Source organism: Sodalis sp. C49, from assembly GCF_046352915.1.
In the GTDB taxonomy this organism is placed as follows: Bacteria; Pseudomonadota; Gammaproteobacteria; order Enterobacterales; family Enterobacteriaceae; genus Acerihabitans.
Map to the genome: position 1 here is coordinate 3,651,530 of NZ_CP163303.1, position 24,097 is coordinate 3,675,626.

Here is a 24,097-nt window from a genome sequence, read left to right on the forward strand (position 1 = left end):
CGCGCAATATTGTTTGGAGTCGCGGTTATGAAACGCCCGTTTTCCCTGATGGCGAAACCCACCAGTTATCAATGCAATATTCACTGCGATTATTGTTTTTATGTGGACAAAAAAAATACCCTGTTACCCGCCGGAGCATCGGCGTCGAAGCATATGGCCGACGATGTGCTCAGGGAATTTATTAAGCAGTATATTGACGCCAGCGCTGGCGACGAGGTCATGTTTGCCTGGCAGGGCGGCGAGCCGACCCTGGCCGGAATTGACTTTTATGCCGCCGCGCTGCGCTATCAGCAGCGTTACGCCCGGGGAAAAAGGATTACCAACAGCATGCAAACCAACGGCGTATTGATAAACGATCAATGGGGCCGTTTTCTTGCCGATAATCATTTCCTGCTGGGTATTTCCGTGGACGGCACCGCCAGGCTGCATAATCATTATCGCCATACCGCCAGCGGCCGGCCGGTATTTGACAGCGTGATCAACGCCATCCGGATATTTAAGGAATATCATATAGATTACAACGTATTGAGCGTGGTGAACGATAAAACCGCCCAGGCGCCGCTGGAAATATATTTTTTTATCACGCAAGAGCTGGGCGCGCAGTATGTGCAATTTATCCCGGCAGTGGAACAAAGGTTGTCCGGAGCCGCGCGGGGGGAATTGATTTATCCCCGGTCGACGGCGGATAAAACGCTGACGCCATGGTCGGTGAGCGGCGAAGCCTACGGCACGTTTATCAATACCCTGTTTGACTACTGGGTACGGCATGATGTCGGCACGGTGTTTGTGCAGCTATTCGATAATGCCCTGGCCGCCTGGTGCGGCGTGATGCCAAGCCTGTGCGTGATGCAGCCCACCTGCGGCCAGGGCCTGGTCGTCGAGCAGAACGGCGATATCTATAGCTGCGATCATTTCGTCTACCCTGAGCATAGACTGGGCAATCTGATGACAGGGAACCTGGCCGCCATGGCCGGTGGGAAAAAACAGCGCCAGTTCGGCCAGCTAAAAGCCAATGTGGCGACGCCGTGTTTGTCATGCGACTATCGGTTTGCCTGTCACGGCGGCTGTCCTAAGCACCGTATTCACCGCATCGGGGGCCAGTGGCATAATCATCTTTGCCCCGGCTATAAAGCTATTTTTTCCCATATCGCGCCCTATATGGCGTATATGGCCGGCGAACTGGCGCACCATCGGCCGGCCGCCGGCATTATGCGCGAAATTGATCGGATTGCGGAGGCGGGGATTGAAAAAAAAGGCTAATATGCCATTAAAATAGGTACCCATCCCGGTGTCATAAAAATGTCATATTACCGACATGTATCTGTAACCTAATTGTCCTATTTTCCCTCCTGCAGCAATTATAATAATTGAAGAAAACGGCCATGGGCCGATTTTAAATATCCCACAGGAGGGATTATGAGACTGATGCATACCACCGTTGCCAGTGTTGTAGCAGCTACGTTCGCCCTGGCGAGTATTTCTTCGTTCGCTGCCGCCAACCTGACAGGTGCCGGCGGCACATTCCCCGCCCCGGTTTATGCTAAATGGGCTGATACCTATCAAAAAGAAACCGGCGTGAAAGTTAACTACCAGGGCATCGGTTCTTCCGGCGGCATTAAACAGATTATCGCCAATACCGTTGATTTCGGCGCGTCCGATGCTCCTTTAAGCGATGGCGACCTGAAGAAAGAAGGTTTATTCCAATTTCCGACCGTGATTGGCGGCGTGGTGCTGGCCATCAACGTACCGGGAATCAAAAGCGGCGAACTGACCCTGGACGGCCATACCCTGGGTGAAATTTACCTGGGCAACATCAAAAAATGGAACGACCCGGCCATCACCAAGCTGAACCCGGGCCTGAAGCTGCCGGATCAGAATATCGCCGTGGTACGCCGCGCCGATGGTTCCGGCACGTCGTTTGTCTTCACCAGCTATCTGTCCAAGGTGAATGCGACCTGGAAAGAAAAAATCGGCGCCGGTTCCACGGTTAACTGGCCGGTCGGACTGGGCGGCAAGGGCAATGACGGCATCGCCGCCTTTGTCCAGCGTTTGCCGGGTTCCATCGGTTATGTGGAGTACGCCTACGCTAAGCAGAACAACCTGGCCTACACCAAGCTGATTTCCGCCGACGGCAAGCCGGTAATGCCGACGCAGGATAACTTCAGCGCGGCGGCGAAAGGCGTCAACTGGCAGCAATCTTTTGCCCAGGATCTGACTAACCAGAAGGGCAACAATGCCTGGCCGATCACCTCCACCACGTTTATTATGTTGCATACTACCCAAACCAAGCCTGAGCAGGGCCGCGAAACCCTGAAATTCTTCGATTGGGCCTACAACAAGGGTGCCGACCAGGCTAACGCCCTTGACTACGCCACCTTGCCAAAGGACGTGGTCGAACAGATCCGCGCCGCCTGGAAGGCCAATATCAAAGACAGTAACGGTAAAGCGCTCTACTAAGTCCTTGTGTTTCGTCCCTTCCCTTACGGGAAGGGATTACGAACCAACAAAAAGAGTACTCTATGGCTGACAATACGCCGGCACGGCATGCCCCCGGTAAACAAGGCGACCTGATATTCGGTACGTTGGTCAGGTTGGCCGCATTGATTACCTTATTGATGTTGGGCGGAATTATCGTTTCGCTGATTGTCGCTTCGTGGCCGAGCATGGAAAAGTTCGGCTTCGCGTTCCTGTGGACCAAGGAGTGGGATCCGCCCGGTGAAAAATTCGGCGCGCTGGTTCCTATCTATGGCACCCTGGTGACCTCTTTTATCGCGTTGCTGATTGCCGTTCCGGTCAGCTTCGGCATCGCCCTGTTCCTTACCGAGCTTGCCCCCAACTGGTTGAAGCGTCCCCTTGGCGTCGCCATTGAGCTGTTGGCGGCCATCCCAAGCATTGTCTACGGCATGTGGGGGTTGTTTGTTTTTGCTCCCCTGTTCGCCCAGTATTTTCAACAGCCCCTGGGCGATGTGATGTCGACCATCCCTTTTATCGGCGTCCTGTTTTCGGGGCCGGCGTTTGGTATCGGCATCCTGGCCGCCGGTATTATCCTGGCTATCATGATCATCCCGTATATTGCCGCCGTGATGCGCGATGTGTTTGAGCAAACGCCGGTGTTGATGAAGGAGTCGGCCTACGGTATCGGCTGCACCACCTGGGAAGTGATCTGGCGTATCGTGCTGCCCTTCACCAAAAACGGCGTGATCGGCGGCGTGATGCTGGGCCTGGGACGGGCGCTGGGCGAAACCATGGCGGTGACCTTTATCATCGGCAATACCAACCAGCTGGACAGCATTTCCCTGTTTAGCCCGGGCAACAGCATTACCTCGGCGCTGGCCAATGAGTTCGCCGAAGCCCAGGCGGGTCTGCATACCGCCGCGCTGATGGAGCTGGGGTTAATCCTGTTTGTGATTACCTTTATCGTGCTGGCCTGCTCCAAATTCATGATAATGCGCCTGGCGAAAAACGAGGGGGTCAAATAATGGCGACCGTCGAGCACCAAATGACCCATACCGCGCCACAAATGGAAGCGCGGCGTAAAATGCAGTCCTGGCGGCGGCAGAAGAACCGTCTGGCGCTGTTATTATCCATGATCACCATGGCCTTCGGCCTGTTCTGGTTATGCTGGATCTTGCTGACCACGGTAAGCCGGGGTTTTGACGGTATGTCGCTGGCGTTGTTTACCGAAATGACGCCGCCGCCCAATACCGCCGGCGGAGGGCTGGCCAATGCCCTGGCCGGCAGCGGATTGCTGATTCTCTGGGCCACTGTTTTCGGCACGCCCCTGGGCATCATGGCCGGGATTTACCTGGCGGAATACGGGCGTAAGTCCGCGCTGGCGGAAGTGATCCGTTTTATTAACGATATCCTGCTGTCCGCGCCGTCCATCGTTATCGGTTTGTTTGTCTATACGCTGGTGGTGGCGAAAATGGAGCATTTCTCCGGCTGGGCCGGGGTGATCGCCCTGGCGCTGCTGCAGGTGCCGATTGTTATCCGTACCACGGAAAACATGATGCGGCTGGTGCCCGATACGCTGCGTGAGGCTGCCTATGCGTTGGGTACGCCGAAATGGAAAATGATTTCCGCCATCACGCTTAAGGCCTCGGTTTCCGGCATCATCACCGGCGTATTGCTGGCGGTGGCGCGCATTGCCGGCGAAACGGCGCCGCTGCTGTTTACCTCGCTCTCCAACCAGTTCTGGAGTACCGATCTCATGCAGCCCATCGCCAACCTGCCGGTGACGATTTTCAAATTCGCCATGAGCCCGTTTGCCGAATGGCAACAGCTGGCCTGGGCCGGCGTGCTGCTGATTACCCTGTGCGTGCTGTTGCTGAACATTATCGCGCGGATTATTTTCGCCAAAAAAACCTATTAAGCGTCAGGCGCCGACGCGTCTTTGATCGAAAGAGAGAGTGTTGCATGAGCGGGATCAACAACGCCAACGACAGCAAAGTACAGGTTCGCGATCTGAATTTTTATTACGGTAAATTTCATGCGCTGAAAAATATCAGCCTGGATATTGCCCGTAACCAGGTGACGGCTTTTATCGGCCCGTCCGGCTGCGGTAAATCCACGCTGTTGCGTTGCTTTAATAAAATGTACCAGCTTTATCCGGAGCAGCGCGCCGAAGGGGAGATCCTGCTGGACGGGGACAATATCCTCACCGATAAGCGCGATGTTTCCCTGCTGCGCGCCCGGGTCGGCATGGTGTTCCAGAAGCCGACCCCCTTTCCGATGTCTATTTATGACAATATCGCGTTCGGCGTGCGCCTGTTTGAGAAACTGTCGCGCAGCGAGATGGAGGAGCGCGTGCAGTGGTCGCTGACCAAAGCGGCGCTGTGGAACGAAACCAAGGACAAATTGCACCAGAGCGGTTATAGCCTGTCCGGCGGCCAGCAGCAGCGTTTATGTATCGCGCGCGGCATCGCCATTCGCCCCGATGTGCTGTTGCTCGATGAGCCCTGTTCAGCCCTGGATCCGATCTCGACCGGACGTATCGAAGAGCTGATTTCAGAATTGAAAGCGGATTATACCGTGGTGATAGTGACGCATAATATGCAGCAGGCGGCGCGTTGCTCCGATCACACGGCATTTATGTATCTCGGCGAGTTAATTGAATTCAACGATACGGATAGCATTTTCACCGCACCGAAGAACAAACAAACCGAAGATTATATTACTGGCCGCTATGGTTAATAACGGGATATATCATGGAAAACCTGAATCTCAATAAGCATATTTCCGGCCAGTTTAACGCCGAACTGGAACACATACGCACCCAGGTGATGGCGATGGGCGGCCTGGTGGAGCAACAGCTTACCGACGCCATCAGCGCGATGCACAGCCAGGATGAAGAATTGGCCAAACGGGTCATCGCCGGGGACGTCAAGGTGAATGCGATGGAGGTGGCCATTGATGAGGCCTGTGTGCGTATTATTGCCAAGCGCCAGCCTACCGCCAGCGATTTACGCCTGGTGATATCGATCATCAAAACCATATCCGAACTGGAGCGTATCGGCGACGGCGCGGATAAAATCTGCCGTACCGCGCTGGAAAAATACTCCCAGCAGCATTTGCAGATGCTGGTCAGCCTGGAGTCGCTTGGACGCCATACGGTGCAGATGCTGCATGACGTGCTGGACGCCTTTGCGCGCATGGATTTGGATGAGGCGATCCGGATTTATCGCGAGGATAAAAAAGTCGACCAGGAATACGAGGGTATCGTCCGTCAGCTGATGACCTATATGATGGAAGATCCCCGCACTATTCCCAGCGTGCTGACGGCGCTGTTTTGCGCCCGCTCCATCGAGCGTATCGGCGATCGCTGCCAGAATATCTGCGAATATATTTTCTATTTTGTTAAGGGACAGGACTTCCGCCATGTGGGCGGCGACGCGCTGGAAACGCTGCTGACGGGCACGGGTAAAGATAAGGCCGCGGATGCCGGCGGCGAGGCCAGTCCGCCGAAGGAATAATAATCCTGGCCGATCATACCAATACTTCCGGTGCGCCGGTCAACGTCCATCCCCGCGCGCGCCATAACGCCGGCAGCTGACCCATATCATCAAAGCGGGTGACCAGCGGGTGGTCAATCGGCGGATTATGCGCATCGGCGCAATAGTAAAATACCGGCATGCCGGCGGCGATGCCCGCCTGGACGCCGGACACCGAATCCTCGACTAAAATGCATTGCGCCACCGGTACCCCCAGCTGGGCGGCGGCATGATGGATCACCGCCGGGTCGGGCTTCCAGCGCTGCACATCGTAACCGCTGAACAGACGTTGCGCAAAAAACGGCAGCAGCGACGTCAGGCCAAGCGAGTGCTCCATTTTACTGACCGGACCGTTGGACACCACCGCCATCGGTACGACGATCCGCTGCAAAAGCTCGCGCACGCCCTCGATGGCAACCAGCCGCTCATCAAACAGCCGGGCTACATGCGCGCGGTACTCGGCTTCCAGGATATCCGCCCGCTGGCGCAGGCCGTGCTGTTCCCTCATACGATCGAAGATGTCATTGAGTTTTACGCCTTTGAAATCCCTGATGGCATCGGTAAGCGTCAGCGCAATGCCGTATTGGGCGAACAGGAGCACATAGGCCTCGCAACACAAGATCTCGCTGTCCACCAGCGTGCCGTCACAATCAAATAATACGCATGTTTTGTCCGTCATTAACCCTGTCCTTATACCGTTGCCGGGAATATCCGCTCTTACTTTACCCGATCAGGGCGGACAAGCGATCGCTTAACCCGTTGCCGCGCCTGTTTTTTGGCCCCGGCCGCGGGCAGCGGTGGATACCCGCTTAACCCGGCTGGTGGGTGTTACACAGTGGAACACACGGCCATAATGTTTTTTATAATATAAACAATTATATATCAACAACATATATAAGGATAATAGTGTAGTTAAAAATATATTGTCATCTCAGTGTGTAAAATTACACATCGATCACATTTAGCGATTCATTAACATGTTTTAATCATCCCACTTCTTCGACTGGGAACTGACTATGAAACATATGATGATTTGCTGCGGCGCCGGCGTTGCCACCAGCACCGTGGCGCTGAAAAAACTGGAAGCTTACCTGCAGGGGGAAAACTTGCTGGATAAGGTGCGCATATCACAGGGTACCGTGGCGGAAGCCGCCACCCGCGACGATGTGGACTTTATCGTTTCCACCTCGCCGGTGAAAGTGTCCGTACCGGTCATTAACGCTTTGCCCCTGTTGACCGGCATGGGGACCGACAAAGTATTCAGCAGCGTTAAAGAATTGATTCTCGCCGAGGGTTAATACCATGTTTGTTATCGATTATATCGTGAGCATGGGGGCCTCGGTCATGATGCCCCTGATCTTCATTCTGCTGGGATTGCTGCTGCGTTTATCCATCGCCAAATCGATTAAAGCCGGGCTGATGGTGGGGATCGGTTTTATCGGATTAAGCATTACCGTTAACCTGATGATTGATTCGTTAACGCCCGTCAGCCATGCCATTGTCGAGCGGTTCGGCCTGAACCTGACGGTATTGGACATGGGATGGCCCGCCGCCGCCGCCGTGGCCATGGGTACCCGGGTCGGCGCGCTGGTGATCCCGGTGTGCGTCGCCATCAATGTCCTGATGCTCTATACCAAGACCACCCGTATCCTGAACGTGGATATCTGGAACCTGTGGCATCACGCGTTTACCGGCTCGCTGGTGGCCATTATCACCGGTAACCTCTGGCTGGGGGTGCTGGCCGCCGGGCTGAACTGTATCGTCACCATGGTGATAGCCGATCGCACCACCGCCGATGTGGAAAAATACCTCAATTTGCCGGGTATCTCGGTGCCGCATGGTTTTTCCGCGTCGTTTGTGCCCGCCGCCTGGCTGGTTAACGCGATAGTCGATCGTATCCCCGGCGTGCGCGATATTAAAATCGATACCGATGTGATTCAAAAGCGCTTATCGATATTAGGCGATCCCGCCTGCCTGGGCGCGATTATCGGCGCCATCCTGGCCGTTATCGCCGGGGTTGATGTGAAGGCCATCCTGCAAACCGCCATCACCATGGCCGCGGTGATGACCATTATCCCCCGCATGGCCAAGATGTTGATGGAAGGGGTCTATCCCATCAGCGAGCGTATCCAGGAAATTGCGCAGTCCCGGGCCGGTTCGTTCGGCAAAATTTCCATCGGGCTGGATTCCGCCGTCAGCGTCGGCCATCCGGTTACCCTGTCGGTGTCGATGCTGATGATCCCGATTATGCTGGTGCTGGCGGCGATTATCCCCGGTAATCAGTTTCTGCCGTTCGCCTCGCTGACGGGCCTGCCGTTTGCCTTTGTGCTGGTGACCGCCGTATGCCGGGGCGATATGTTCCGCACCCTGCTCACCGGCCTGCTCACCCTGAGCCTGGCGCTGTTAATCGGCACCAGCCTGGCGCCGCTGGTGACCAGTACGGCCGTCAGCACCGGGTTCTCGTTACCCCATGGCGCAACCAGTATCAGCAGCGTTGATTATGCCGGCGCAATGCTGCCCTGGGTCATTATCCAGGGGTTCTATTTCAAGGCCATCGGCGTCGGCGTGCTGATCCTCTTGGCGCTGCTGCTGGCGCTATGGAACCGCAAAAAAATCCTCCGTGAGGACCGGTTGGCGGCGCAAACGGGCGCCGCCGGCACAGAGATGGGAGAATAATCATGATGTTCAGCGCCGAGCGCGTCTTCACCATTACCCAGCCGATAAGCCGGGATGAACTGCTGACCCTGATGGCGGACAGCCTGTACGCGGACGGCTTGGTCAAAGCAAGCTTTCGCCAGGGCGTGCTTGATCGGGAAGCGGTTTATCCCACCGGCATCGATATGGAGACGCACAGTATCGCCATACCCCATACCGAGTTTGAACATGTGCTCGCCACCGGCTTTGCCGTCGCGGTAAACCAGGCGGGGGTGGAGTTCCATCGCACCGATGAGCCACAAGCGGTGGTAAAACCGGCCGTCGTGGTGTTAATGGCCATCGATCCGTCGTGCGAAAAAGTGGCCATTATCCAATCCCTGTTTGCATTGCTGGGGGATATTGAGCAGGTTAACAAAATCGGCGGAAACTCGCCGGAGGGCATCGCGAAACTGTTCACTGAATCCATCACTACCCGTTAGAATGAAGCCGGAATCTCCCTACGCCTTCAGAGAAATGCGATGTTAAGAATAAGCCAGGTGATTGAGATAGCAATGGTCAGCCGCAAGACGGTTTATAACGCCATCAACAGCGGCCGCCTGAAATATCAGATGGTTAACCTGGATAACCGTCAGGTGCGCATGTTTCATGAACATGACGTGCTTGACGCGTTTCCCAAAGCCAACCGCACTTCGCTCGAAGTGCGGGCGCTGCAGCAGGAGATCGCCTCCCTGAAATTCGCCCTGGCGGAGCTGCAAAAGGCGGTGGAGGCCATGGATCCTTCCGTTCAGGTGGAGATGATCGCGGCAAAACCTAAAAAATAGGCGTCCGGTGTTCGCCTGCTGTCCCGGTTTGTTTGGTTTAAGCGATATTAAGCAAGGATCGTCAAATTATCATTGCATAAAAGTACATGTACAACCGCGTTGGTTTATCATTAAATGGGCCGGGAAAAGGTGCTTATATTTAATTTATCGTTACCAAGGAAGGTTATGTGGTATTTTTCGGCAACCAATATACGGCATGATATAAATAATGATTACCTTGATTATGCTGAGGAGGCCAATCAACCGCTTATATCCGAGGTAAACTCGATCAGTAATAGTCAAATATCTATAAATGCTAGCGCTACTAATATGCCCGTTCACAAGCCTTTTTTCCGGCGCGTAATGCAGCGCATGGCCGATATGCTGGCTTATGTCGGCAATTATTTTCATCATGGCGACCAACAGTGGTCTTTTGGCGCCACAAACAGTTCTCACCCCAAGATGGGCGCTATCGTACCATTACTTGATGAGCCGTCAATGGCAAGAGCTACCCTTATCATTAACGACCTTATGGTCCCTTTGCCGTCCCTGGGAGATAAACAACAGACAGTTGAAGAAAAGGTTTATTTTATCGGGATTGCCGTTATACGGCTGGCTAAATCGAAAGCGCAGAACTTAATTCATGGCCGCGCAAAGAAAAAGGCATGTGAAATAATAAATAAGGGTGATGACCATCCGGGCATCGGTATGCTGAGGCATATAGATAGCAGCTGCAAAGGGCAGAAAAGTTTTGCCGTGTCGCTGCTCGTTCTGGCCATGGAAATAGGGCGTATGGATTTGTCGTGTTCCGGTTCTAAAGAATATGGCGATTCACTGCATGCCATGGCCGTGTTATGGGGCTATATTCTTGCCAATGCCGCGACCGGCGGCACCAATGGAACGGGCATCGGCTTGGTGGATGAGCGCGCGGGCGGCGTCAGTGTGCCCAGCGTTTAATAATCAGTGAAGTATTAATACCGCCGAAGGCAAAGTTATTGGACTGGATATAACCGGTGTCGATGAGCCTGGGCTGGCCGGTGATATAGTCCAAATCGCCGCATTCCGGGTCCGGCTGGCGCAGGTTAAGCGTTGGGGCAAACCAGCCCTCGCGCATCATTTCCAGGCTCATCCAGGCTTCCAGCGCGCCGCAGGCCCCCAGCGTGTGGCCGAAATAGCTCTTCAGCGAGGATATCGGCGTGGTATTACCGAATAGCGCGGCGGTGGCGCGGCTCTCGGCAATGTCGCCGCGTTCCGTGGCGGTGCCGTGCGCGCTGATATAGCCGATGTCCCCGCTGGATACGCCGGCGTTTTGCAGCGCCTGCGCCATGCAGATTTGCATGGTGGACTGCTGCGGCTGGGTAATATGGCTGGCATCGCAGTTGGTGGCGAACCCCACCAGCTCGCCATAAATAGTGGCGCCCCTGGCCCGGGCAAAATCCAGCGCTTCCAATACCAGCGTGCCCGCGCCTTCGCCAATGACCAGTCCGTCCCGGTTGACATCAAAGGGGGCGGGTGTGAGCTTAGGCGCGTCGTTAAGCTGGCTGGTGGCAAACAGCGTATCGAAGGCCGCCGCCTCGGAAGGACAGAGTTCCTCGGCGCCGCCGGCCACCATGACCGTTTGGTAGCCATGCTTGATGGCTTCATAGGCATACCCGATGGCCTGGCTGCCGGAGGTGCAGGCGCTGGAGGTGGGGATTACCCGGCCGCGCAGGCCGAAGAACAATCCGGCATTGACCGCCGTGGTATGCGGCATCATCTGCACATAGGTGGTGCCGGTGATATTGTGGGTGTGTTTCTCCGTCAGCATGGTGGCGAAATCGCTGATGGGTTTGGTGCTGCCGGTGGACGAGCCGTAGGCAATGCCTGTTTCGCCGCCGGTCAGGATGGCATCATTCAGCAGCCCCGCCTGTTCCAGCGCCAGTTCGGTGGCCCGGGTCGCCAGCAGCGATACCCGGCCCATGGAGCGGATGCGCTTGCGGGTATAATGTTCGGGCAGCGCAAAGGCGGGCAGCGGGGCGGCCAGCAGGGTATTCAACCCGTCGAACTCGCGCCACTGCGGCATGGCGACCACGGCGTTTTCCAGGCGCTTAAGGCCTTGCGCCACCGCCTGCCAGCTTTCGCCAAAGGCGGTGACGCCGCCCATGCCGGTAATCACCACGCGGCGGTTCATAGCATGCCTCCGTTAATGGAGATGACCTGGCGTGTGATATAACCGGCCATGTCCGACATCAGGTAGCCGGCAAGTCCCGCCACTTCATCCGCCTGCCCCATGCGTTTCATCGGGATAAGGCCCATGGCCTGGTCCAGGGCGCGCGCGTCCAGGTCGATCATGCCGGTATCAATCAGCCCCGGCGCAATGCAGTTAACGGTGATATGCCGTTTCGCCAGCTCAACCGCCAGCGCCTTGGTGGCGCCGATAATGCCGGCCTTGGCCGCGCTGTAGTTGACCTGTCCCCGGTTGCCGATGAGACCGGATACCGAGGACAGGGTGATGATGCGCCCGCCGTCGCGCAGGCCGATCATCGGCATGATGCAGGGATGCAACACGTTATAGAAACTGTCGAGATTGGTATGCATTACACTGTCCCAATCCTCGCCGTCCAGCGCCGGGAAGGCGCCGTCGCGGGTCATGCCGGCATTGCTGACCACGCCGTAATACGCGCCGTGCCGGTCGATATCCGCCGTTATCGCCTGACGGCATGCGTCGCGGTCGGCGACATCAAAGGCGATAATCCGTCCCCGGCCGCCCTGCGCCGTTATCCGCAGCAGCGTTTCCTCCGCCCCTGCCCGGTCATGATGATAGTGAACGATTGCCGTAAAGCCGTCCCGCGCCAGCTGGCAGGCTATCGCGCGTCCTATTCCCTTACTGGCTCCCGTCACCAATACCGAGCGTGTCATCGTCTTATTCCTGTAATAATGGGTTAATTTCATTTTCATCGGGCTGATAAGTATTCAGCCGCCCGGAAGCAAGGGTGTCGCCGGCGCACTCTATCCGGCATTCAAAGCTGCCGATACGCTCATCCCGCAGCAACAGGCTGATACTGATATCCAGCTCGCTGCCATGGGGGAATACCGGCCGGGCGCAGTGTAAGGCGCGCGCGCCCAATAGCAGTCCGGGACGGGGCGGCTCGCCGCGCTGCCGCCCATGCCAGCCGGACCAGACGCCGATGGTTTGCGCCATCATCTCCAGTGCGTACCAGGCGGGCAAATCGCCGTGCATATTCAGAAAGGGACCCAGCACGCCTTCGCGGCCGACGGCGACCCGGCAGCGGGCATGCAGATCGTCGATAGCGCAGACGTGTTCGATCAGCACCATCGGCGTGTCGTGCGGCAGATAGTGCGCGGCGGGCAAGGCATCGGGCATGACGGGTGTTTCAGGCAACATGGCTTACCTCGTTATCGCCCAGAATAAGGCAGGTATTATTGCCGCCGAAGGCGAACGAGTTGGACATGATATAACGCCGGGCCAGGCGGGCGGGCGCGGTCAGCAGGCCGAACTCCGCCAGGCCGGGATCGAGGGTGGCGGCGGAGAAATCCTGCGGCGGCAGCGGCAGGGAGTCGGTCAGCAATAACCAGCCAAGCGCCGCCTCAATTGCCCCGGCGGCGCCCAGCGTATGGCCGGTCAGGTGTTTGGTTGAACTGCAGGGAACCTGTTGACCGAACAGACGGTGAATCACCAGCGCTTCGATGCGGTCGTTCAGCGGGGTGGCGGTACCGTGTAGATTAATGTAACCGATATCCGACGCCGCGAGATTGGCGTCCGCCAGGGCCATTTCAATGGCGCGGATCGCGCCGCTGCCTTCGGGATGGGGCGCTGACATATGCCAGGCGTCGGAGGATTCGCCGATGCCCCGCAGGGCAACGGCGCCCGGCGCCCGGGTCAGCAGCAGCAGCGCCGCGCCTTCGCCGATGCTGATGCCGTCGCGTTCGGCGCTGAACGGCCGGCAGCGTTCCGCGGATAACGATTCCAGGCTGTCGAACCCGTTGATCGGCATCCGGCTCAGGCTATCGGCGCCGCCGACGATGGCCGCGTCCGCCATGCCGGTTTCAATCAGCCGGCGTCCGCTGATAATCGCCCGCGCGCTGGAAGAGCAGGCGGTGGATAAGGTATAGGCCGGGCCCTCCAATTGCAGGAACGCGGCGAGAAAACGCGCCGGATCCCCTAATTCCTGCATCTGATAATAATATCCTGGCGATGTTTCCCCGCGCGCGGCGGCGGTAACCTGCCGATCGCATTCATCCAGGCCCGAGGTGCTGGTGCCCAGCACGATGGCCACGCGCTCCGCGCCGAAGGCGGCCACGGCGTCGTCCACCTGGGCGCGGATTTGCGCCAGCGCCCCCAGCAGCAGGCGATTATTACGGCTATCGTGGCGCTGAAGCCGGGCGGGTATCGGCGGCAGAGGGCTGGTAACCGCTCCCAGCCAGCAGGGACGCCCCCGCAATAGCCAGTCATGGCTCAGTTTCATCCCCGGCGCCACGCCGCGCGTAAGATTGGCGGCGATCTCCGCCATATCGTTACCCAGGGCATTTAGCATGCCGACCGCTGAAATTGAAATCATCGTTTAGTCGTCCAGATGTTGAATGGCGATCTGGTAATGGAAAACCAGGTTATGCAGCTCGACCGGCTGACGCCGGCCCGCAATTAACCCATAGCGTATCTCGGTTACGCTATGGCCGCCGGGATCCGCCAGCACCCGCCGGTCGGCCTGGTCCACCAGCGTCCAGCCTGGCGGCAGCACCTCGCGCCAGGCCGCGGCCGGCCAATAGCTTAGCATGATATCCGCCAAAACCTGGCTCGCCGGCGGCAGCTGCGGGAGCACCACCGATTGCTCGGTATGGATCCCCTGCCGGTCGTAGGCGACTTTAAACAGGCGGATACCGAGCGATGACAGCCCCACCAGGGTTAACCGCTGCCCATCGGCATTCAGCAGCACCAACAGGGATTGCGCACCGTGTCCCGGTACTGTGGCGGTCAGTAACTGCTGTTCGCTGATGGCCGGTGTTATGCCGGGCTGCGGCAGCCTTACGGACACCCCGGGTTTTAGCCAGGCCGACGGCGCTTTCGGTCCGGCGGCGCAGGCGGCAAGCAGCAGGGCCGGCAGCAGCACCAGTGCGGATAATGCTTTCATCAATAATCCCCCCGCCCGGGCGGCAAAGCCAGCGGCGACAATAAAAAGGCGGTGAAAATACCGCTGCAGAGAACGATGCCGAAGCTGGCGATGGCCTGGGTATGGCTGAACACCAGCATGCCCAGGGTCAAGGAAGTGGTCATCACCGCCAGGGTCACCGCCAGCATCGACGTGGAGGGCGTGCCGCGCGGATTGGCGAAAAACAGCTGATAGTTGATGCCGATGCCCAGCACCAATACCAGCGCCAGCATGGAAAATAAATTCAGCGTATGGCCGCTTAACGCCAGCACCGACAGGCCCGCCCCCAGGGATAATAGCGTCGGGATCAGGCTTAGCAGGCCCTGCCGCCAGCCCTGGCGCGCGATAAAGCTCGCGGCAATCACCCCAATCGAGGCCAGCAGCAGCCAGCCGAGCTTATGCCGGTAGGCGGCGAACATCGCATCGAAGTCCGCCTTGCGATCCACCCAGCTGACGCCGGGCTGGGATTGGGCAAGGTGTCGCAGCGCCGCACTGTCGGTCACGCCGCTTACCGGGATCAGTACCGCGCTTTGCCCGTCGGCCAGGCTAAGCCATAACAGGCGCCAGCCTTCGCTGACCACGCTCGCCAGCCAGTCCGTGGGCGATACCGGCATCGGACTGAGATCGGGCGCCGCGGCGCCCACCCCGATTTGCCCCAGGCGCTCAACCGCCGCCGGCGCCGCCCGGGTCAGCAAGGCCAGATCCTCGCGCTGGCGCCGCTGCGACGACAACGGCGGCATCCGGTAGCCCGCCAGAATGCCCCGGCTTTGCGCCTGCGCCAGGGCCGGCGCCAGTTGCTCCATGCGCTGCAGCGTCTGCTCCGCGCTGGCGCCGGTAACCACCAACCATTTTTGATCCTGTTCCTGGCCGGAGAGCCGGGCGATGTCTTCTTCCTGCTGATGAATCTGCTGCGGCAGCGCCTGCAATTGGGCGATATCATCGTCAATCCGCAGTTGCAGCAGCCCGGCCAGGGTAAATACGGCCAGCGCCAGCGGCAGGCCGATGCGCAGGACCTTACGATGCCGCCAGGCGGACAGCCAGGCGCGGATAAGCGGCAACGCCGGGGTGGGCCGCACCGGCAAACGCCTGGTGAGCAGCGGGTACCAGCAGATCACCGTCAGGCAGGCGGCGCTCAGCCCGGCGGCGGCGAACACCGCCAGCTGACGCAGGCCGGGGAAGGGGGCCAGCACCATGATAAGGTAGGCCGCCACCGTGGTCGCCAGCGCCGCCGAAAGCGCCGGCAGTACCTTGCGCAGGCTGGCCATCGGTGTATTTTGCCGGCCGTGTACCAGGCGCTCGGTCAGGTAGTAGAGCGTGTAGTCGGCGGAAATGCCGACGATGCTGATGCTCATCATCAGCGTCATGACATGCAGCTCGCCAAAGAGCAGCAGGCAGGCCACGGTGCCCGCCAGCGCGCCGACGGCCACCGACAGGGCGCAGCATAGCAGGGGCAGCGGCGAACGGAATACCAGCCCGATCAGCAGCAGCACGCCGATGACCGTCGCCAGTCCCAGGGTGGAAATATCATGCCTGGCCTGCTGGCTGGCGTAGTCGCTGTAAAACAGCGTACCGCGGGATAACAGCCGCGCGCCCGGCCAGCGCGTTTCCAATTGCTGGCGCAGCTGCGCCAGCCGCAGGGCCACCTGATGGGAGGACTGCATATCATAGGAGGAGGCGGCCAGCTCTGCGTGGATCAGATACCATGCGGCGCCCTGCGGGTCCCGGCTCATCAGCCAGCCCTGGTCAAGGGTCAGGCGGCCGGCGGACTGTTGCAGCGCCAGCTGGGACCCGCGCACCAGCAGCAGCGGGTCGTGCTGCAGTTCCTGGCCGCCGACCCCGGCAAACGCGGAGTAAAGCTGGCCGGCAATCCAATCGGCCTGCGCGCCGCCGCCCCGTTGCAGCCGCGCGCGGGTCTGGTCGTCAATCATGGCGTTACGATGCTGGAAATAAAACCGGCCCCATTGCTGCTGCTGCTGTTCGGTCATCGGGCCTTTCACCGCGCCCATGCCGGGCAGGGCAGCCACCTGTTGCGCCCACCATTGCACCGGCGCCAATCCCTGCCCGTCGGCGGGACTGACCATCCAGACCAGCTGGCGGTCGAGGCGTTGCATAAAACCGTCGTACACCGCCGGCGGCAACGGGCCCATGGCCTGGCGCGGCAGCAACGCCAATACGCTGCTGTTAATCTGGCTGCGCGGCAGCAGCAGCGCCAACGCCAGCAACAGCCCCAGGCAGATCAGCAGCCAGGCCGCCGCCGCGCGCAGGTAGAATTTACTGAAGGATTCACTGCTCAAAGCGCTGCTGCTCGTCATGGCTCAGTACCCCGGGCTGCGTGCGCTGCCGGCTGAAGGTAATGGCGGTGCTGTCTCCCTGCTTATCCTCCAGCAGGATATGATCAAGATAGGTTTGGCCGGTAAGCGTGATGGCCGTGAAGAGCTTATCCAGCGGCGAAGTCTTTGGCACCAGCACCAGTTGCCAGTTTTCCTGGCCTTTATCGGTGAATTGCAGGGTAAAGTTTTGCTCCAGCACCGCGCGGTCGGCCTGGAACAGGGCGCGCAGCAGATGATTAAAGCGGAACATCTGCGGATTACCGGCGGCGGTGACCACCTCAGGCGGCTGGTTGCCGGTGATTTGCACCATTTTGCTGTCATTGAGGATCAGGGTTAGCAGAAACGGCTGCTGCTGCTGCCACCACAGACCGTTTTGCCGGGCGATAAGCAGCTCGCCCGATGAGCGCAGCGGGCGGGCGATGCCGCTGATGCTGCGCTGCTGATCAAAATGCGCGCGCACCACCGGCTGCCCGGCGAAACGCTGCTGCAGCGCATCAAGCGTAACCGCCCGGGCGTTGACGGCGGCAAGGCAGCAAAGCAGCAGGCCCGGCAACAGCTTTTTCATCATACTATCCCCATGCGTTGCAACAGTGCCTGCGGGCTGACAAAACAGAGCTCGCGGCTGTGGCGCTCCACCGCCACCTGGATGGTGTAGCCGGTGGTGGTTTTATTACCGCTCGGCCGGTCGAAAATGCTATAGCCGATGCGCAGGCGGTTCTCGTATTCCTCAATGCGCGCCTGAACGCGGATGGATTGCTCAAAGGTCAGCGGCGCGCGGTATTTGACGCGCGCATCCACTACCGGCCACAGATAACCGGAAGCTTCCATCTGCCGGTAGCCGTAATCGAACTGATTAAGCAGCGCCTCGCGCGCGATCTCCATATACCGCAAATAGTGGCCGTGCCAAACGACGCCCATGGCGTCGACATCATGAAACGGGACGGTTATCTCTATTTCCGCGCTAAACCGCGGATCGGTTAACAGCATATCAGGCCTCGGGTGGCTGCGGCGCCTGCTCGTCGGGCAGGCGCCAGAAATCAAAAAAATTAAACCAGTCGAGCGGCGAGCGCAGGCAGTAGTGCTGCAACCTCCCCGCATACCTGTCGACGGTTTGCTGCAGCGCCTGCTGCCGCTGCTGGCGCGGCAGCTCGAGCCGGTCGGCGAAATGTTCGTAATAAATACGTAGCTTGCCCTGCTCTTTCAGGGCAAACATCAGGGCTACAGGGCAGCGCAGGGCCGCCGCCAGCACAAACGGGCCTTGGGGGAACGGCGCGGGCCGGCCGAGGAATTCACTCCATATTACCCGGCGTCCGGCGCCCCGTTGCTGCGCCTGTACCGGCGTGCGATCGCCGACGATGGCCACCCATTCCCCCAGATCCAGCTTCTCGCGCAGCAGGATGGCGGTTTCCGGCCCGATATCCGTCACCGGGATCAGGTTGATGCCCGCATCCGGATTGATCTGTTCCAGCAGCCCCCTGAAGCGCTGCGCATGGGCGCTGAACACCAGCGCGTTGATCCTGACCCGGCCGCCGCCCTGCGCCAGGGCACGGCAGACTTCAATATCGCCCAGGTGGGAGGCCAGGATCAGCAGGCCGCGCTGGCGGTCGATATCCGGCTGCGCCGGGGACTGTTCGGCAAAATCAATCTGCTCCCCGAGCCTGATATCGCCTTGCCAGCCGGCCAGCTTATCCAGCATCGCGTCGCCGAAGCGCATAAAATGGCGAAAACTGGACAAGCGGCCCGGCAGCTCAATACCCTGGAGGGCGGCGGTCTGTCTCAGCCGGTGCAAATACTGCCCGGACGCGCGGCGCTGGGCCCGGCCGGTGAGCCAAAAATAACCGATAACCGGATAGAGCAAGGCGTTAAATAGCCTGCGGCCGCCGCAACGGTAGGCGGCCAGCATAAAACGCATACCCATGGCGCCGTGCCGCTCGGCCATGCCGGACCAATGCAGGGACGGCGGGCGCCGCCGCCAGTTGCGCCGCAACAGCGCGGGAATACGCGGCAACATGCCGAAAAACAGCCGGGTATGCATCCAGGAAATGCGGCAGTTATCGCGCAGCCCGTCAAAATGGGATAATCCGTCCACGGGGTAGATGACCCGGGTCGGCACAAACAGGCTCTCGTTGCCCTGCCAATAAAGGCGGACCATCACCTCGGTATCGAAGTCCATGCGCGCGCCAAGCGTAACCCGCCGGCCAAGCGACAGGGTGGCGGCGATGGGATAGACGCGAAAGCCGCACATGCTGTCTTGCAGCGACAGCGACAGCGTTTCGATCCATACCCAGACATGGGTAATATAGCGGCCATACAGCCTGGCGCGCGGCACCGAATCATCGTATACCGGCCGGCCGGAAATCAGCTTATCCGGCGCGGCGGCGGCGGCGCGCAGCAGCAGGGGGATGTCCTCCAGCTGATGCTGGCCGTCGGCGTCCACCTGCAGCGCATGGGTATAACCGGCCGCCGCCGCGGCGGCAAGTCCCGTCATTACCGCCCGGCCCTTACCCTGGTTTGCCGCCAGGCGCAGCAGGGTGATGCCGTCTTGCCCGGCGCAAAGCCGCTCAAGGATGTTCCGGGTAGGGGCGCCGCTGCCGTCGTCGATAATAAAGCAGTGCAGGCCGTAGGGCCGCAGGCGCGTCAGTACCCCGGTCAGCATGGGACCATGGTTGAAACAGGGGATGATGACACAGGTCGTCGGCTCCGCGGCGCGGGCATCGGTCAGGGACATAGCATTATTTTCCCGCTGCTGACCGTGGGCCCGTCCATGAGATCGGCATCGCAAAGCGTATAGCGAAAGCGTAATAACCGGTGCGGCGCCTGCCACTCCAGATGCAGGCGCAGCGTTTGGCCCGGTTTAACCGGAAGCTGGAACTTAACGTTCTCAATGCCGCTGAACTGAACGGCGGGCGCCGGCTGATCGCCGCCCGGCGCTTCACGTGCCAGCAGTTCCCGGAAATAGTGCAGCGCCCAATCTACCTGCGCCACCCCCGGTAATATCGGCCGTGCGGGAAAATGGCCGCGAAACCAGAACAGAGCCGGATCCAGCCGCAGCAGCAGTTCGGCCCGGTTCCAGTCCGGCGTCAGGCGGGAAATCTCAGTGGGAAGCATAATAAAAAACAACTCCTTGAGCCGATCCCAGTCGTATTTGCCTCGCGCCGTACGCGGCAGCGCGCCGGCCACGCGCCAGTAACGCGGCACGGCCACTGGTTCGAGCCAGGCGCCGAGCGCGCGCCGGTATTGCCGCACCAGCGCCGGCATGGAGCCTGCGGCCAGGCGTTCTTTTCCCGCCGGCGACAGCACTATCACCGCGCCGAGGGTGTGGCGGCCGTGCCTGGTCAGCGGCAGCGCCACCGCCTCGGCGATATCCGGCAGCGCGTTCAGGCGCTGCTCGATGTCGGCCAGCGACAGCCGCTTTTCTTCGATATTGACCACCCGATCGTCGCGTCCCGCCAGGGAAAACTGACGGCCATCTTCGCCGAATACCAGCCGATCGTCCAGTAATTGCCCTTCAGGCCCGGCTATCAGCGCCGAAGTCGCCCTGATCCCGCCCGCGGCGGCATGAAATTCAACGCCGTCGAACGGTTGCCATAAATCAGTCTCGCCAAAGCGGCGCCGCCAGGCCAGAATTCCGGTTTCGGTGGCGCCGTAAATATCGGTCACCGCGGCCGACAGCCATTGACTGGCGGCCCGTGCGTCGGGCCAGGACAGCGGCCCGCCGGCGGAAAATAGCGCAATACAGCGCGGCGCGGGCAGCCGGAGGTCGATGCGCGCCAGAAAGGCCGGACTGCTGATAAACAGCACCGGGTGCCCGGCGCACTGGCGGATAAATTGTTCCGGATAACGCGCGATTTCCAGGGTAAAGGGCAGGCCCAGGCTCATCGGTAGAAAAAGGGCGAAGGTCAGTCCGTATAAATGCTGATGGGTAACGCTTGAGATCACCCGGCACCCGGCAAGCGTATCCCCGCCCGCCTGGTCGCGCATCAGCGCCGCCAGCCAGCGGGATTCGGTTTCCATGGCGCGCAGCGTTTTGGTCACCTCTTTCGGCCGGCCGGTGGAACCGGAGGTGAACAGTACCAGACGGGCGTCTTCCGCCAGCGGCGGCAGGGGCAGGGCGGCGGGCTGTTGATGCTGCCGGGGGTCAAGCAGCGGGCAGTCCAGGGCCAGCGGCAGGGTGCTGATGACGCCGTCGAATAAATGCCGTTGCTCCGCCAGCAGCGCCTGCCGGTTATGGCCGGGAATGACCGGCGTTTTGCCGCTATGCCACAGCGCGAGCAGCGCCACCAGGAAGCCGTAGGCATCGTCGAAGCACAGCGCCCACCGAGTGCCGCCGGCATCGGCCAGGGCATGCCATAATACCGTGACGTCATGGCGCAATTGCCCCAGGTCGAGGCATCGATCGCCCTGCCAGGCGACAGGCGTGGCATCGGGGCGCTCCCGGCTCAGCCAGCGCGCGGGAGGGAAAAATGGCAAAGGCGCTAGCCGGCTTGTGTCCGTTTCCTGATTATCCATTCCGTTCCCATCAGCAGCCCCATCAGCAGATAACTGATGACGCCGTTATACAGCGCCCATAAGGACATATTCCCGTACAGGCAGGTAAACAGCGCCACGCCGCCGTTAATCATAAAAAACAGGCACCAGGCCTGCGTCACCCGCCGTGTATAGGCTATCGCCCGCGGCGGCAGCCGGGGTCGCCGCAGCCGGGCCAGACGTTCCACCACGCTGGCCCGGCTGAGCAGCGATGCGCCAAACAGCAGCAGCATCAATAGGTTCATCATCACCGGATACCAGAGCAGTAAATGATGGCTTCGCAGCAGCCAACTGGCCGCGCACAGCAGGATGCCGAACAGCGCCAGCGCTTTGGCCAGCCAGTCCAGCGCCGGCAGCAGGCCCCGCAGCACCAGCAGACGCAGCAGGAAAACGGCGGCCAGCGCCAGCGCCGTCAGGCCGGGTCGCCCGTGGGCGCTGCCGTACCACACGGCGAACGGATACAGTATCATCCCCCCCAGGCTGAACAGGCGGGCCGCCCCGAGCGCCAGGAAGCGGGCCGGGACAGCCGCGCAACGGGCAGTCACGGCGTTATTCCGCCAGCAGTATGGCCACCGCATCCACCACATCCTGCACCGTGCGTACGGATTTAAATGCCTCGGGCTTGATTTTCCTGCCGGTTTTTTTCTGCAAATGCACCACCATATCCACGGCGTCGATGCTGTCGAGATCCAAATCCTCATACAGGCGCGCCTGTGGCGTGATAAGTGCCGGGTCGATTTCAAATAATGCGATCAGCAGTTGCGTCACGTCTTGGTAAATTGCGTGTTTATCCATCTTTGGACCTGTTTTTATAAGCACTGCTTTGAAGAATACTTATCCGGCGGCGCGTTGCGACTGAATAAACGCCGACAAGGTAGCCACCGAAAAAAAGTGCCTGCGTATTTCCTGGTTTTCCGCCGAAAGTACGACGTTATAACGGTTTTTTACCGCCAGCCCCAATTCCAGGGCGTCGATAGAGTCCAAGCCCAGCCCATCGCCAAACAGCGGTGCGTCGGTGTCGATGTCGTCCCTGCCGATCCCTTCCAGATTCAGGGTGTCGATTATCAACTGTTTAATTTCCTGGTTAAGCTGTTCCATGATGTTATCTCAAAAAATTTAGCAATGTTCCGGTGCCAGGATCCCGGCCAAATGCCGGGTCAGACGCCGCGCCGCCAGCGCGGGCGACGGGTCCCCACCGGCAAAAAAATCACCGGCGGAAAACCGCGTCTTGACCTCAACGGTGAACAGCGGCTTGGTCCGCGGGATCTGGTACCACTTGCTGCCCTTGCTGAGAAACAGCTGGCTGCAGTGGATATGGACAATACGGATATCGCATGCGCTGCGCACCGCCAGGTTCGCCGCCCCGCGGTGCAGCTTCATCGGTACGCCGGGGCGCGATCGCGTTCCTTCCGGAAAAATCAGCAGGCTGCTCCCCGCGTGCAGCCGTTTACTGCTTTCCATGAGCAGCAGCTCCGCCTGCGTATTAATCAGGTAATCCGCCGCCCTGATGGCCCCGCGGACATAGATGTTATCCAATAGCGCCCGCTTGACGATGCAATCGCATTGCGGCATGACCGAGGCCAGCAGTACGTAATCAAGCAGCGTCGGATGATTCGCCAGTACCAGGTTACCGCTATCTTCGCGCAACAGATGCGCGCCGTGGATATGGTAATCCAGAACGCCCAGCCGCCGCGTGACCCCGAGGAATAACCGGAAGCTGCCGGAAATGACCGCGCGCGCGCGGCGGGTGCGCGCATGCGGATCTTTTTGCCGCAGGCACAGGATATGAAACCACGCCGTCAGCAGCAATCCGCCGATTCCGAATAAAGCGAAGCAACAGCCGGTCATCAGCATGCGCCAGACAAACTTCAGTTGATTATCGGGCCGGCGGACGGCGGGTGTGGCGCAGCGCGGGTGCTCATTAACAACTCCAGTGCCAGCTCAGGCGCTCGCTGGTCAGGGTAAACGCCGGCGCGCCGCTTAACCAGCCGTGCAGGAAAGCCAGGCTTTGCGGCAGCATGCCGGGAGAAATGGGCTTATCCAGGCGCTGCGATTGGCAGCGCAGCGTAGCGCCCGGCGTCAGCAACAGCGCCACTGCATAAGGATAATCCGGGGTCTGTTCCGCCAGGTACGGGCGGTAGAATGCCGGGATGGTATTATCGAAATCCACCAGCAGCACCCGCTGATAACCGCTGTGCAAAAATAGCTGCGCTTCAACCAGGCCCTGCTGGAAACTGTCTTCCCCGGCGGAAAGAGAGGCGGATGCCAGCGGCGCCTTCGCCACTATCGTCAGGCTGCCGACGGCGGCATTGTGTACCGACATGGCGAAATCGGTGGGAGACGGCGGCGTGAGCCCCGCCAGCGCCTCGAGTATACGCTGGTTGCGCTCCAGCTCGCCGTGACGGCTGGAAAAAATTACCGCATCGGGCTGATGGCGCTGCAACAACGCCAGGCCGTTGTCTACCGCCAGCCGGCTGCCCGCGCTCAGGCGCCGGGCCGTCATCATCGGCAGGTGAGGGCAGTCCGGCAGCGGCGCATCGCGGGCGATAAGCGGCGCGGCAACGCTCCAGCGCCGCCAGTCGTCCCGCCCGGACAAGCCGGGCGCCGAGGCCTGCCAGTCAAGGATGTTTAACGATATTTGCATATAA

At 59.7% G+C, this 24,097-nt stretch carries 27 protein-coding genes; 11 read left to right on the top strand and 16 right to left on the bottom strand.

Translation table 11 applies throughout. The annotated features are described in order from the left end of the window. Positions 1-27 precede the first annotated feature (27 nt). From ABUK12_RS16405 to phoU, 6 genes are all read left to right on the top strand, one after another. Positions 28-1,260: an anaerobic sulfatase maturase gene (locus tag ABUK12_RS16405; protein ID WP_410012849.1), complete on the top strand. Its 1,233-nt coding sequence runs from the start codon at positions 28-30 to the stop codon at positions 1,258-1,260. Positions 1,261-1,416: 156 nt separating this feature from the next. Next, a complete protein-coding gene (pstS, locus tag ABUK12_RS16410; protein ID WP_410012850.1) occupies positions 1,417-2,457 on the top strand; it encodes a phosphate ABC transporter substrate-binding protein PstS in 1,041 nt (346 codons plus the stop codon). A gap of 62 nt (positions 2,458-2,519) precedes the next feature. Further along, a complete protein-coding gene (pstC, locus tag ABUK12_RS16415) occupies positions 2,520-3,479 on the top strand; it encodes a phosphate ABC transporter permease PstC (protein ID WP_410012851.1) in 960 nt (319 codons plus the stop codon). Then, the gene (pstA, locus tag ABUK12_RS16420) at positions 3,479-4,372 is read left to right on the top strand and encodes a phosphate ABC transporter permease PstA (protein ID WP_410012852.1); all 894 of its coding nucleotides are present in this window, start codon (positions 3,479-3,481) and stop codon (positions 4,370-4,372) included. The genes pstC and pstA overlap by 1 nt, the downstream gene beginning before the upstream one ends. Positions 4,373-4,416: 44 nt before the next feature. Continuing rightward, entirely contained in the window at positions 4,417-5,193 is a 777-nt protein-coding gene (gene pstB, locus ABUK12_RS16425; RefSeq protein ID WP_410012853.1) for a phosphate ABC transporter ATP-binding protein PstB, read from the top strand. A 14-nt stretch (positions 5,194-5,207) separates the two neighbouring features. Further along, the gene (gene phoU, locus ABUK12_RS16430) at positions 5,208-5,972 is read left to right on the top strand and encodes a phosphate signaling complex protein PhoU (protein WP_410012854.1); all 765 of its coding nucleotides are present in this window, start codon (positions 5,208-5,210) and stop codon (positions 5,970-5,972) included. Between the two features lie 13 nt (positions 5,973-5,985). On the opposite strand, the gene yieH is transcribed toward phoU, so the two are convergent. Beyond that, positions 5,986-6,669 (bottom strand): 6-phosphogluconate phosphatase, encoded by a 684-nt coding sequence (yieH, locus tag ABUK12_RS16435; protein WP_410012855.1) that lies wholly within the window; start codon positions 6,667-6,669, stop codon positions 5,986-5,988. Positions 6,670-7,006: 337 nt separating this feature from the next. Between yieH and ABUK12_RS16440 the strand changes: the two genes are divergently transcribed. The 5 genes from ABUK12_RS16440 (at position 7,007) to ABUK12_RS16460 (ending at position 10,402) form a co-directional block, all read left to right on the top strand. Continuing rightward, positions 7,007-7,288, top strand: a complete 282-nt coding sequence (locus tag ABUK12_RS16440) for a PTS sugar transporter subunit IIB (protein ID WP_410012856.1) — start codon at positions 7,007-7,009, stop codon at positions 7,286-7,288. A gap of 4 nt (positions 7,289-7,292) precedes the next feature. Then, on the top strand, positions 7,293-8,666 hold the full coding sequence (locus tag ABUK12_RS16445) for a PTS galactitol transporter subunit IIC (protein WP_410012857.1): 1,374 nt from the start codon (positions 7,293-7,295) through the stop codon (positions 8,664-8,666). Positions 8,667-8,668: 2 nt separating this feature from the next. Continuing rightward, a complete protein-coding gene (locus ABUK12_RS16450; RefSeq protein WP_410012858.1) occupies positions 8,669-9,124 on the top strand; it encodes a PTS sugar transporter subunit IIA in 456 nt (151 codons plus the stop codon). Between the two features lie 39 nt (positions 9,125-9,163). Then, positions 9,164-9,466, top strand: coding sequence for a DNA-binding protein (locus ABUK12_RS16455; protein WP_410012859.1), 303 nt, complete (start codon positions 9,164-9,166; stop codon positions 9,464-9,466). 165 nt (positions 9,467-9,631) lie between these two features. Then, entirely contained in the window at positions 9,632-10,402 is a 771-nt protein-coding gene (locus ABUK12_RS16460; protein ID WP_410012860.1) for a hypothetical protein, read from the top strand. Here ABUK12_RS16460 and ABUK12_RS16465 read toward each other — a convergent pair. From ABUK12_RS16465 to ABUK12_RS16535, 15 genes are all read right to left on the bottom strand, one after another. After that, positions 10,383-11,615, bottom strand: coding sequence for a beta-ketoacyl-ACP synthase (locus ABUK12_RS16465; RefSeq protein ID WP_410012861.1), 1,233 nt, complete (start codon positions 11,613-11,615; stop codon positions 10,383-10,385). The two genes, ABUK12_RS16460 and ABUK12_RS16465, sit on opposite strands and share 20 nt — an antisense overlap. After that, positions 11,612-12,343: a 3-ketoacyl-ACP reductase FabG2 gene (locus ABUK12_RS16470; RefSeq protein WP_410012862.1), complete on the bottom strand. Its 732-nt coding sequence runs from the start codon at positions 12,341-12,343 to the stop codon at positions 11,612-11,614. Before ABUK12_RS16470 ends, ABUK12_RS16465 begins: the two co-directional genes overlap by 4 nt. Positions 12,344-12,347: 4 nt before the next feature. Continuing rightward, on the bottom strand, positions 12,348-12,809 hold the full coding sequence (locus ABUK12_RS16475) for a 3-hydroxy-fatty acyl-ACP dehydratase (protein ID WP_410016674.1): 462 nt from the start codon (positions 12,807-12,809) through the stop codon (positions 12,348-12,350). Between the two features lie 10 nt (positions 12,810-12,819). Beyond that, positions 12,820-14,004 (bottom strand): beta-ketoacyl-[acyl-carrier-protein] synthase family protein, encoded by a 1,185-nt coding sequence (locus ABUK12_RS16480; protein ID WP_410012863.1) that lies wholly within the window; start codon positions 14,002-14,004, stop codon positions 12,820-12,822. Positions 14,005-14,007: 3 nt separating this feature from the next. Beyond that, entirely contained in the window at positions 14,008-14,574 is a 567-nt protein-coding gene (locus tag ABUK12_RS16485; RefSeq protein WP_410012864.1) for a DUF3261 domain-containing protein, read from the bottom strand. After that, complete coding sequence (locus tag ABUK12_RS16490) at positions 14,574-16,904, bottom strand: MMPL family transporter (RefSeq protein ID WP_410012865.1); 2,331 nt, start codon at positions 16,902-16,904, stop codon at positions 14,574-14,576. Before ABUK12_RS16490 ends, ABUK12_RS16485 begins: the two co-directional genes overlap by 1 nt. Beyond that, positions 16,876-17,487, bottom strand: a complete 612-nt coding sequence (locus ABUK12_RS16495) for a LolA family protein (RefSeq protein ID WP_410016675.1) — start codon at positions 17,485-17,487, stop codon at positions 16,876-16,878. Before ABUK12_RS16495 ends, ABUK12_RS16490 begins: the two co-directional genes overlap by 29 nt. Then, the gene (locus ABUK12_RS16500; protein WP_410016676.1) at positions 17,487-17,906 is read right to left on the bottom strand and encodes an acyl-CoA thioesterase; all 420 of its coding nucleotides are present in this window, start codon (positions 17,904-17,906) and stop codon (positions 17,487-17,489) included. The genes ABUK12_RS16495 and ABUK12_RS16500 overlap by 1 nt, the downstream gene beginning before the upstream one ends. A 4-nt stretch (positions 17,907-17,910) precedes the next feature. Beyond that, positions 17,911-19,650 carry a glycosyltransferase family 2 protein gene (locus ABUK12_RS16505; RefSeq protein WP_410012866.1) on the bottom strand — a complete coding sequence of 580 codons (1,740 nt, stop codon included), beginning with the start codon at positions 19,648-19,650 and terminating at the stop codon, positions 17,911-17,913. Next, the gene (locus tag ABUK12_RS16510; RefSeq protein ID WP_410012867.1) at positions 19,641-21,392 is read right to left on the bottom strand and encodes an AMP-binding protein; all 1,752 of its coding nucleotides are present in this window, start codon (positions 21,390-21,392) and stop codon (positions 19,641-19,643) included. The genes ABUK12_RS16505 and ABUK12_RS16510 overlap by 10 nt, the downstream gene beginning before the upstream one ends. Positions 21,393-21,397: 5 nt before the next feature. Continuing rightward, a complete protein-coding gene (locus ABUK12_RS16515) occupies positions 21,398-21,994 on the bottom strand; it encodes a hypothetical protein (protein ID WP_410012868.1) in 597 nt (198 codons plus the stop codon). Between the two features lie 4 nt (positions 21,995-21,998). Next, positions 21,999-22,244 (bottom strand): acyl carrier protein, encoded by a 246-nt coding sequence (locus tag ABUK12_RS16520; RefSeq protein WP_410012869.1) that lies wholly within the window; start codon positions 22,242-22,244, stop codon positions 21,999-22,001. 39 nt (positions 22,245-22,283) lie between these two features. Then, positions 22,284-22,547 (bottom strand): phosphopantetheine-binding protein, encoded by a 264-nt coding sequence (locus ABUK12_RS16525; protein WP_410012870.1) that lies wholly within the window; start codon positions 22,545-22,547, stop codon positions 22,284-22,286. 18 nt (positions 22,548-22,565) lie between these two features. Further along, a complete protein-coding gene (locus ABUK12_RS16530; RefSeq protein WP_410012871.1) occupies positions 22,566-23,297 on the bottom strand; it encodes a lysophospholipid acyltransferase family protein in 732 nt (243 codons plus the stop codon). A gap of 73 nt (positions 23,298-23,370) precedes the next feature. Then, positions 23,371-24,093, bottom strand: coding sequence for a beta-ketoacyl synthase chain length factor (locus ABUK12_RS16535; RefSeq protein ID WP_410012872.1), 723 nt, complete (start codon positions 24,091-24,093; stop codon positions 23,371-23,373). Positions 24,094-24,097 lie beyond the last annotated feature (4 nt).